Source organism: Rothia sp. HMSC069C03 (assembly GCF_001811075.1).
Taxonomy (GTDB): Bacteria; Actinomycetota; Actinomycetes; order Actinomycetales; family Micrococcaceae; genus Rothia; species Rothia mucilaginosa.
On sequence record NZ_KZ627140.1, the window covers coordinates 214047 to 224494 of the forward strand.

6 protein-coding genes are annotated in these 10448 nt (G+C 62.2%); all 6 read left to right on the forward strand.

Going from position 1 to position 10448, the window contains the following annotated elements; translation table 11 throughout:
• Positions 1–146: 146 nt before the first annotated feature.
• The 6 genes from HMPREF2779_RS08035 to adhP all read left to right on the forward strand — a co-directional run bounded on the left by HMPREF2779_RS08035 (position 147) and on the right by adhP (position 10331).
• Positions 147–3446, forward strand: coding sequence for a chromosome segregation SMC family protein (locus tag HMPREF2779_RS08035; RefSeq protein WP_105361317.1), 3300 nt, complete (start codon positions 147–149; stop codon positions 3444–3446).
• A 322-nt stretch (positions 3447–3768) separates the two neighbouring features.
• Positions 3769–5103 (forward strand): tryptophan synthase subunit beta, encoded by a 1335-nt coding sequence (gene trpB / locus HMPREF2779_RS08040; RefSeq protein ID WP_049337950.1) that lies wholly within the window; start codon positions 3769–3771, stop codon positions 5101–5103.
• A complete protein-coding gene (gene trpA, locus HMPREF2779_RS08045) occupies positions 5103–5957 on the forward strand; it encodes a tryptophan synthase subunit alpha (protein WP_105361257.1) in 855 nt (284 codons plus the stop codon). Before trpB ends, trpA begins: the two co-directional genes overlap by 1 nt.
• On the forward strand, positions 5957–6961 hold the full coding sequence (gene lgt / locus HMPREF2779_RS08050) for a prolipoprotein diacylglyceryl transferase (protein WP_105361258.1): 1005 nt from the start codon (positions 5957–5959) through the stop codon (positions 6959–6961). Before trpA ends, lgt begins: the two co-directional genes overlap by 1 nt.
• 506 nt (positions 6962–7467) lie before the next feature.
• Positions 7468–8868, forward strand: coding sequence for a phosphoenolpyruvate synthase (locus tag HMPREF2779_RS08055; protein WP_105361259.1), 1401 nt, complete (start codon positions 7468–7470; stop codon positions 8866–8868).
• A 422-nt stretch (positions 8869–9290) separates the two neighbouring features.
• On the forward strand, positions 9291–10331 hold the full coding sequence (gene adhP / locus HMPREF2779_RS08060) for an alcohol dehydrogenase AdhP (protein WP_083311214.1): 1041 nt from the start codon (positions 9291–9293) through the stop codon (positions 10329–10331).
• The last annotated feature ends 117 nt before the right edge of the window (positions 10332–10448 follow it).

Genomic DNA, 10448 nt, shown 5'->3' on the forward strand with positions numbered 1-10448 from the left:
AATGAGGAACTTTGAACCCCCTTCACCTCGTGCACGTTCACGCCGCCCGCCCGCCGCACCGCGTACACTAGAGGGATGCCGCCACGCACCACAAAACGTGCCCGGCACACACCAGTTCTTCTGCAGAAAGGCCCCTTGTGCACCTGATGTCGCTGACCCTGCGCGGGTTCAAGTCTTTCGCCTCCGCCACCACTTTTGAGTTCACCCCCGGCATTAACGCGGTGGTTGGACCCAACGGCTCCGGCAAGTCCAATGTGCTGGATGCGCTCGCCTGGGTTATGGGCGAGCAGGGCGCTAAGAGCCTGCGCGGCGGCAGCATGAAGGACGTTATCTTCGCGGGCTCCGGCGAGGCTGGTTCGGGCGACGGCGCCCAGCGTGCGCCCCTGGGCCGCGCCAAGGTCACCCTGACTTTCGATAATTCTGACGGCATCCTCAGCATTCCTGCTGATCGGGTGCAGATTTCGCGCACCATGTTCCGTTCCGGCGGCAGCGAGTACGAGATTAACGGCTCCCCGGCGCGCCTTGCCGACATTCAGGACCTGCTCTCGGAGGCGGGTCTGGGTCAGCAGATGCACGTGCTCGTCGGCCAGGGTCAGCTGGATGCGGTCCTGCACGCCACCGCGCAGCAGCGCCGCGACATGATCGAGCAGGCGGCGGGCGTGGTCAAGTACCGCCGCCGCCAGGAGAAGACCAGCCGCAAGCTGGAGTCTGTGGCAACGAACGTTACCCGCCTGAGCGACCTGGTTGCCGAGCTGGATTCGCAGCTGCTGCCGCTGAGCGAGCAGGCAGAATCCGCCGCGACTGCACGCCAGCTGCAGGCGCGCATCCGCCAGCTGGAGGCGGTGCTTTTGACCCGTCAGCTAGGTGTTCTGCAGGCTGAGCAGGCGCAGGCTCTCGCCTCCGAGGCGGAAGGCACCCGCCGCGCCGAAACCCTGAAAGAACAGCTGGAGGCGGCGCGTGCAGCGTCCGCGAAGCATCAGCAGGAGCAGAATCGCCTGAACGCCGAGGTCACCGCTTGCCAGAAGGCTGTGTCGACCCTGCGCGAGTCCGCCGCGCGCGTGCGCACCGTGCAGTCCATCGCCGCCGAGCGCGTGCGCACCTACCGTGTGGAGCTGACCGAGGCGACCGCCGCCGCCCGCGCCGGATACGAACGCGCCCTGGAACTGCTGGAGGAACGCCGCGAAGAGGCAGAGCGCGCGGTGGAAAGCTACGCCAGCTTTGAGGAGCGCTACGATGCGGCGCTGAAGAACGTTGAGAAGGCGGCGTCCGAGGTGGCGCAGACTGAGCGCGCCTCGGGTGAGGCGGCGCAGTCTCGTGCCCGCGCGCAGGCCCAGCTGGATGCCGCCCGCACCGCTGCGGTGGAGGCGACCCGCGCCTACGCGGCGGCGGCTGAGCGTGCCGCAACCCTGCGTGAGGCGCTGGGCCAGAGCCTGGGTGAAGCACCCGCCGAACTGGACGCTGAATCTGCTGAGGCGGTGTTCGATCCCGAGACTGGCGAGCTCATGGATTCTTCGAGCGAGGGTGCGAGCCTGCTGCGTGTGCTGGATGCCGTGCAGATTGACCCCGAGTATGCGCGTGCGGCGTCTGCTGCGCTGACCTCGCTGGCAACCGCGGCGTTGAGCGTGCCGGCTGAGGGCGCCGAGGTATCGCAGCTGCGCGGTGATAAGGGTGATGAAAGCAGCGAATCTGCCGCGAAGGAACTTTCAACAGAACTGCCTGAAACCACCCTGCCAGAATCCTGCGCCGCCGAGCTGCGCGAGCTGGGTATCCGCCCCGCAACCGAGATGATTGAACCGCTCAGCGAGGACGCCGCCGCGCTCGCCGGCATCGACGAGCACGCCCTGGCGCGCGTCACCGCGGCGCTGGGTGAGCGCCTGGCGGGTGTGCTGTTCGCGCCGGATGCCGCCTCCGCAGAGCAAGCCCTGCACCTGCTCGCAGAGAATCCCCTCGCAGGTCAGCGCACTATGTGGCGTATTTTTGACCCCGCAGGCACCGAGCACACCCGCTACAGCCTGCTCTACCCGGCTGAGGGCGCCAGCCCCCTGGAACTTGCCGCCGCATACCGCGCCGCAGCCCAGGTCGTGACCCGCACCCGCGCCGAACTGGACGAAGCCGAACATGCTGTTCAGCAGGCTCAGACCGCGGCAGAATCGGCGGTCGAAGCAGAACGCGAGGCTGCAAAGGCGGCGGGCGTGGCGAGCGCCGAGCATGCCCGCGCCCGCGCCCAGGCGGAGTCCCTGGAAGCCTCCGCGCAGAATATTCAGAATGAGCGCGCCCGCCTGAACGAGCGCCTCACCGCCGCGGAAGAATCCGTAGCCGAAGCACGCACCGCCTACGAATCGGCGCGCACCCGCGAGGATTTCTACCTTGCGGGCACGGAGGAGCAGGCTCCCGCGGCGACAATTGAGCGCCGCGCCCAGCGTCTGGGCGAGGTGCTTGCCGAGCAGGTGAGCGAGCGTGAGCAGCAGCTACACGAGCTGAACACCGCTTTGAAGAACGCCCAGGATGGCCTGACCAGCACCAATGATGAGGTGCAGGATTTGCAGGCGGCGCACGCGGCGGCGCTGACCCTGCTAGCCCGCACCCAGACGGAGGCGGCGCGCGTGCAGGAGCGCGTGCAGGCGCTGGCTGAGCGTGCCCGCCTGGTGACCGGTTTGACCCTGGAGCAGCTGGAGGAGGAGTACTCCGAGCAGCTGCCGGTTGACGTGCCCGCAGAGGAGGCTTCCGAAAACGCCGCTTCCGAGAATACTGCTATCGAAACGGCATCAGAGACTACCGAAGCCTCCACCGAGAGCGTGCGCACTCGCCTCAAGGCAACCCGTGCCGAACTGGAGGCGCTGGGCGCCATTAACCCGCTGGCGCTGGAGGAGTACGAGGCGCTGTCCGAACGCCACGCCTACCTGAACCAGCAGATTGAGGATTTGAAGGCGACCCGCCGCGACCTGAACACGGTCATGAATGAGGTCAGCAGCCACATTGCGGAGGTGTTCACCGCCGCGATGGAGGACATTAACACCCACTACCGCCGCATCTTTGAGACCCTGTTCCCGGGAGGCGAGGGCCACCTGGAGCTGGACGACCCGTCCGATCCGCTGAATTCGGGTGTGGAGATTCACGCGCGCCCGGCGGGTAAGAAGGTTAAGCGCCTGTCGCTGCTGTCTGGCGGTGAGCGTTCGCTCGCTTCGCTGGCGCTGTTGATTGCGATTTATATGTCTCGCCCTTCGCCGTTCTACGCCCTCGATGAGGTTGAGGCGGCGCTGGATGACCGCAACCTCTCGCGCCTGTTGCAGGTGATTGGTGAGTTGGGGGAGCGTTCGCAGCTGATTGTGATTACGCATCAGAAGCGCACGATGCAGATTGCGGAGACCCTGTACGGGGTGTCGATGCGCGGTGGCGTGTCGACGGTGCTTTCTCAGCAGATGGAGGAGTTGCGCGAGCTGCTGTAGCCCGCCGCGCTTGCCAGACCCTGCGGTGCGCCCCTCAACCTGCGCGACCCTGCCTCGCCGCACATTCCCAGCGTTTAAACCTCCCCATGCGAGCCGCCCATACCCGCGGGCGCACCCACCCCGGCGAACGTCACATGTCCTAGGAATGGTCATGTGCACTCCGGGGTACAGGTCACCGCCTGCGCCCGGGTACTATAGGGGGATATGTGCGAACACCGCCCACCTATTCGCGGTTGGCGTGGTGTTTCGCTGTGATCAGGCCTGATGCCCCGCCCTACCCGCGGTGCGCATCCGGCGGCAACCATCCAGGGAAGGAATAGTGATGAGCGAGAACCTGGCAGATGCTTTCCTCAACGGCGAGTCGTTGAAGAATGCCCCCGGTCCCTATTTTGGTGAGTACGGCGGGCGGTGGATGCCCGAGTCGCTGATTGCCGCCATGGATGAGCTGGAGGCAACCTTCAACGAGGCGAAGAACGACCCCGAGTTCATTGCCGAGTTCCAGCGTCTTTCTGCCGAGTATTCGAACCGTCCGTCGCTGCTGACTGAGGTTCCGAAGTTCTCTGAGCATGCTGGTGCGCGTGTGTTCCTCAAGCGTGAGGACCTGAACCACACGGGTAGCCACAAGATTAATAACGTGATTGGTCAGGCTCTGCTGGCTAAGCGTATGGGCAAGACCCGTCTGATCGCTGAGACCGGTGCGGGTCAGCACGGTGTTGCGACTGCGACCGCGGCTGCGCTCTTCGGCATGGAGTGCGTGGTCTACATGGGTGAGGAAGACACTGAGCGTCAGTCGCTGAACGTGGCTCGTATGCAGCTGCTGGGCGCGAAGGTGATTGCGGTTCAGAACGGTTCCCGCACCCTCAAGGACGCCATTAATGAGGCGCTGCGCGACTGGGTTGCGAACGTTGAGAACACCCACTACCTGCTGGGTACCGCTGCGGGTGCGCACCCGTTCCCGGCGATGGTGCGTTTCTTCCACGACGCTATTGGTTCGGAGGCGCGCGAGCAGATTCTGGCTGAGACTGGCCGCCTGCCCGATGGTATTGCCGCCTGTGTGGGTGGCGGTTCGAACGCGATTGGTCTGTTCCACGCGTTCTTGGACGATGCGTCGGTTGAGATTTACGGTTTTGAGGCTGGCGGCGACGGCGTGGAGACCGGCCGTCACGCGGCGACCATTACTCTGGGCCGCCCGGGCATGCTGCACGGCGCGATGACCTACCTGATGCAGGATGAGGACGGCCAGACCATTGAGTCCCACTCGATTTCTGCTGGTCTGGATTACCCGGGTGTGGGTCCTGAGCACTCCTACCTGTCCGATATTGGTCGCGTGACCTATGAGCCGGTGACTGACACCGAGGCGATGGACGCTCTGCGTCTGCTCTGCCGCACCGAGGGCATTATCCCGGCGATTGAGTCCTCGCACGCTCTGGCGGGCGCGTTGCGCGTGTGCCAGCGTTGGGCTGCTGAGGACCCGGAGGCGGCACGCGAGAAGACCATGATTGTGTGCCTGTCGGGCCGCGGTGATAAGGACATGGAGACCGCGCTGAAGTGGTTCGGCCTGGGTAAGGCGATTCCGTCCTCGACCCTGATGACCGGTAATAAGGAAGCTGCCGCATCCGCTGCACAGAATGCACAGGCTGAAAGTGAGGCTAAGTAATGAGCTACCAGGACGCTATTTCTCAGGCGGCACCTTTTACGGTGCTGGATGGTTCTTTCCCCGCTCCGAATGCGCAGTCGCCTCTGGCGGCTCGTCTGGCTGAGTGCGAGAAGCAGGGCCGTGCGGCGCTGATCGGCTACCTGCCGGTGGGCTTCCCGACTCTGGATGAGTCGATTGACGCAGCGATTGCTCTGGGCAATAACGGCGCGGACATTATTGAGCTGGGCGTGCCTTATTCTGATCCGGTCATGGATGGTCCGGTGATTCAGAAGGCTACCGGCGTGGCGTTGGAGAACGGTTTCAAGCTTCCTCAGCTGTTTGAGGCGGTCCGCCGTATTACCGAGGCGACTGACGCAGTGGTTGTCGTGATGACGTACTGGAACCCGGTTCTGGCGTACGGTGTGAAGAATTTTGCGCGTGATTTGGCGGCTGCCGGCGGCGCGGGCATGATTACCCCGGACCTGGTGCCTGATGAGGCATCGTCGTGGTTTGAGGCTTCTGACGAGTACGGTCTGGATCGTATTTTCTTGGCTGCTCTGTCTTCGTCGCCGGAGCGTCTGGCGACTATTGCGAAGGCGTCGAGCGGCTTCGTGTACGCTGTGTCGGTGATGGGCGTGACCGGTGCCCGCACCTCCGTGTCGGAGGCGGCTCGCACCCTGGTTGCGGACATTAAGGCTGCCGGTGCGCCTCGTGCGTGCGTGGGTCTGGGTGTTTCGACCCGTGCCCACGTTGAGGAGATTGGCGCTTATGCGGATGGTGTGATTGTCGGTACCGCGCTGGTGAAGGCTTTGGCTTCTGGCGGTGTTGAGGCGGTGGCTAAGCTGACCCGTGAGCTGGCGGGGCGTGAAGGCTAATGTCTGATGTGCTGTCGCTGGCGAGCGTGCCGGTAGCTAACGTGCTGGCTTCGATTCCCTCCCCGAACATTTCGTACCTGCAGCTGGGCCCGTTCCGTGTGCATTTCTATGCCCTGTGTATTCTTGCGGGCATGGCGGTGTGCTTGTGGCTGGGCGCTCGCCGTTGGAAGGCGGCGGGTGGTACCCCTGAACGCGTTTTTGACGTGGCGATGTGGGCTATTCCGGCGGGCATTATTGGTGCCCGCGCCTACCACGTGCTGATTACTGACCCGGGTAGCTATTTCGGTCCGAATGTTGCTGATCCGTGGGCTTTCCTGAAGATTTGGGAGGGCGGCATCGGCATTATGGGTGCCGTGTCGGTTGGTGCGTTGGGCGCCTGGTACGGTTGCCGCCGCTACGGGATGAATTTCCCGGCTTTTGCAGATGCGGTAGCGCCGGGTATTCTGCTGGCTCAGGCGTTTGGCCGCTGGGGTAACTGGTTCAACCAGGAGCTGTTCGGCAAACCGACGACTCTGCCGTGGGGCTTGGAGATTAGCGCGTCGAGCGGTAATTTCCCGTCGCAGTATCCGGCGGGTACGCTGTTCCATCCGACGTTCTTGTACGAGTCGCTGTGGAACCTGCTGGGTGTGGCGTTGCTGCTGTGGCTGGGCCGTAAGGGCGTGCTGAAGCTGGGTCAGACTCTGTGGCTGTACGTGTTCTACTACGGTGTGGGTCGCCTCTTCATTGAGATGTTCTTGCGTATTGATACGTCGGAGATGCTCTGGGGCGTTCGTATTCACGTGTGGACTGCTCTGCTGCTGGTTCTGCTGGGTGCTGCTGGTTTTGTGGTGGCTGGTCGTCGTGCTGCGGCGAAGGCTGCTGCGGGTATTGAGCCGACTCCTGCGGAGTTCGCTCCGAAGCCTGCCGCAGATGAGTCCGCAGAGGACGCTGGGGAGAATGCACCCGAGAAGGCAGAGCCCGCCGAGGATTCTGACTCTCCTGAGTCTTCGACGAAGGGCTCCTAGCTTTCGTCTAAATTTCATCTTGGTTGAACCCGCCGTGTGGAGGCGCACTCCGCACGGCGGGTTTGCTGTACCTGTAGCTGTGCCTCACCTGTAGCTGCGCTCACGTACGGGTGCACCGCCTCCTGGCTTGATGCCGTCATCTTTGCGCCACGCCCTGCAGATAGCGGCGAATGTTATGGATTTAGGCGGGAGAGAAGGCATAATGATTAGGTTGTGTCCACTCAACTTCTGGACTTCTTTCAAGCGGCTGATTCATCCTGCGCATTTTGCGTGGTGGGTTTTTTCTGCTGATTTTCCTTGTGCGTTGGGTGTTCACGGGCGGCTTCTGCGAGGCTGCCGCATGACCGTATTCACCGACTCAAATCACTCGGGTGCGCACCCGTGCTGACCGGACTAACTCACCCGGTTCAGTTTACGCATCATTTCTTACGCCGTATTCCGGCGGGATGTGCGCGAGGCACCCCTTGTTTTGGCTCAAACACTCTTCCAGAAACACAGGACTTATTGTGAGCTCTTTTTCTTTCCAGGCTGATTCTTCCGAGACTGAGCAGTCTGTTTCTTCTCGCCCCCTGAATTCCGCCCTGTCGCGCCGCCGTCTGGTGGCTGGTGCGGCGTGGGCTGCTCCGGTTGTTGTGGCTTCTTCGGTGATTCCCGCTTATGCGGCTTCTGATGAGGAAGGCGAGTGCACCGGACCTTACGAGGATTCGACGATGGTCACTGCCGGTGACGGCGTGAAGAAGGTTGCCGTGCTGACGGTTCCTGCGGGTGCTAAGCGTATGCGTTTTACCGCTGTGGGCGGTGCTGGCGGCACGAACTACACTGTGGCTGATGCCGGTTCCGGTGCCATGGTGGAGGGTTCTATGGCTGTGCGCGGCGGCCAGACTATTACTTTGACTGCCGGTTCGGGCGGTATCGGTAATGGTGAGCTGAAGCCCGCTGAGGGCGGCGACGGCTACGGTGTGGGCGGCTCCTCGAAGGCTTCTTCGCCGGTTCCCGCGAATGTTGTTTCTGCGATCAATGATTTGACCCGCATTTCTGGCGGTGTGACCGGTCGCGGTGGCATGAGTGCCGTGCTGTATTCGGCGTCCGGCGGTGGTTCGTCCGCTATTGAGGTGGATGGCGTGCCGATGATTGTTGCCGGTGGCGGCGGCGGTGCTGGTGTTCTGGCGTCGTATGCGACGGTTCTGCCGAACCCCGCGAATGCGGGTGCTGTGCGCCCGACCGCGCACTATTCGCTTGATAGTTCCGGTGGTGAGCACCAGTTCAGTACCGGTGGTGGCGCTGGTTCGGGTGATGGCGACGGTTCGCCCGGTTTTGTTGGTTTCACCTCGTATGAGGCGCAGTCTAATCCGATTCTGACGGTGAACCCGGGTTCGGGTGCCGCCGGTGGTGTGGGTGGTGCTGGCGGCGAGAAGCTGAACCCGCCGACTGCTGATGGTCCGGTGATTGGTTTTTCGAGCACTTCCACCCAGAAGCTGGTGAGCACTGCGACTGCCGGTGCGGCGGGTGCGAGCGGTTTCCGCGCGAAGGGCGCTGATGGTGTGGCGAGCTATTCGTACCAGTGGGATCAGACTCCGGAGGGTGCTGATAACCGCCCGTCGAATGCTGGCGAGCTGTTTAACGGCTACCAGTCGGTGGTTTCTGGAGGCGGTGGCGCCGGTTATGGCGGCGGCGGCTCCGGTGCTGCGTTGAGCGTTTCGGCTCGTGTGGTGTCGCAGAAGTGGAATAACGATTCGGCTCGTGCCCGCTATGCGGTGGGTTCGGTGCAGCTGGCTGGCGGTGGCGCTGGCGGCGGTACGTTCATGGATTCTACGGTGCGCATCATGGATCTGGGGTGGGCGTTGAACGCTCCGAATGGTCCGGGTGAGCGCGGCGCTGGCTATATTGAGGTTGCTTTCTGCTTCTAGGCAGCTAAATCTCATCGGCTAAGAGTTCCTATGTGCCTGTAGGAATCGTATAGGTGTAGATTGAACCCTTTCTTTAGGGTGGTATGCGCCTCAAACTTAATATTTAAATTTTTTCTGAGTGCCTCCCAAACCGCTTTTTTGGGAGGCATTCTCATCTTCTGTGTTGTTTCGTCATAGCGTCATATCAACCTTTGGCGGTTTAGCGCATTGGTCGGAATAGACCTTATCGAAAGATCATCCTTGCTCGTGAGAACGCCTCTATCTAACCCCTCTGTCATATTCGGGGAAGGTCCTTTAGATTGGCGGCTCATCATTTTACGGTGGAAATGTAAAGAAAACGCGCGCTCACCCCGCTAGGTTGCACAGCGCAGATTGCAGATTGCGGCTTGAGCACGGCCACCAATAACTAAGGAGTTTAGGTCATGTGCAAGGAAACCATGAAGGCTGTTGTTGTCCCTGAGAAGGTTGACGGTTCGGTTGTTGTCCGTGAGGTTCCCGTTCCGGCTGTCGGTCACGGCCAGGCGCTCGTGAAGATTGAGTACTCCGGCGTGTGCCACACTGACCTGCACGTGGCTTCCGGTGATTTTGGCGAGGTTCCGGGTCGTATTCTGGGCCACGAGGGCATCGGTCGTGTCGTCAAGGTCGGTGAGGGTGTTGAGTCCCTGAAGGAAGGCGACCGAGTGTCGGTGGCTTGGTTCTTCGAGGGCTGCGGCCACTGTGAGTACTGCACCTCGGGCCGTGAGACCCTGTGCCGTTCGGTGAAGAACGCAGGCTACTCGGTTGATGGCGGCATGAGCGAGTACACCCTGGTGACCGCTGATTACGCCGTGAAGGTTCCCGAGGGCCTTGACCCGGCACAGGCAAGCTCCATTACCTGCGCTGGTGTGACCACCTACAAGGCGATCAAGGAGTCGCTGGTTCGCCCCGGTGAGTGGCTGGTTGCTTACGGTGCTGGTGGTCTGGGTAACCTGGCTGTTCAGTACGCTAAGAAGGTTTTTGGCGCCAAGGTTATCGCTGTTGACATTAACGACGACAAGCTGGCTCTGGCTCGTGAGACCGGCGCTGACCACGTCATCAACGGTCGTGAGGTTGAGGACGTTCCGGCTCTTATTCGCGAGCTGACCGGCGGTGGCGCTCACGCTGCTGTGGTGACCGCGGTATCGAAGGTTGCATTCAACCAGGCTGTTGAGTCGGTTCGTGCGGGCGGTTCCGTGGTGGCTGTTGGTCTGCCCTCGGAGATGATGGAGCTGTCCATTGTGAAGATTATTCTGGATGGCATCCGCGTGGTGGGCTCCCTGGTGGGCACCCGTCAGGATCTGGCGGAGGCGTTCCAGTTCGGTGCTGACGGTATCGTGGTTCCGGTGGTTCAGCTTCGTGAGGTTGACGAGGCACCGGCTGTCTTCGAGGAAATGGCGGCAGGTAAGATTACCGGCCGTATGGTTCTGGACTTCGCCAGCCTCTAAGCTGGCGGATGATTCGAGGCCCCCGGTAGGGCTTCAAGATCTCACTCGGCTGGGGTCCTGCCGGTAGTTTCGATGGTTATAACGCCTAGGGCGCATCCCATGTGGTGGGGGGGGGGG

Excerpts from the sequence above, each read along its gene's own strand:
- HMPREF2779_RS08035 (WP_105361317.1), top strand. The coding sequence starts at position 147 with ATGTCGCTGACCCTGCGCGGGTTCAAGTCTTTCGCCTCCGCCACCACT.
- lgt (WP_105361258.1), top strand. The coding sequence starts at position 5,957 with ATGTCTGATGTGCTGTCGCTGGCGAGCGTGCCGGTAGCTAACGTGCTG.
- trpB (WP_049337950.1), top strand. The coding sequence starts at position 3,769 with ATGAGCGAGAACCTGGCAGATGCTTTCCTCAACGGCGAGTCGTTGAAG.
- trpA (WP_105361257.1), top strand. The coding sequence starts at position 5,103 with ATGAGCTACCAGGACGCTATTTCTCAGGCGGCACCTTTTACGGTGCTG.
- adhP (WP_083311214.1), top strand. The coding sequence starts at position 9,291 with ATGTGCAAGGAAACCATGAAGGCTGTTGTTGTCCCTGAGAAGGTTGAC.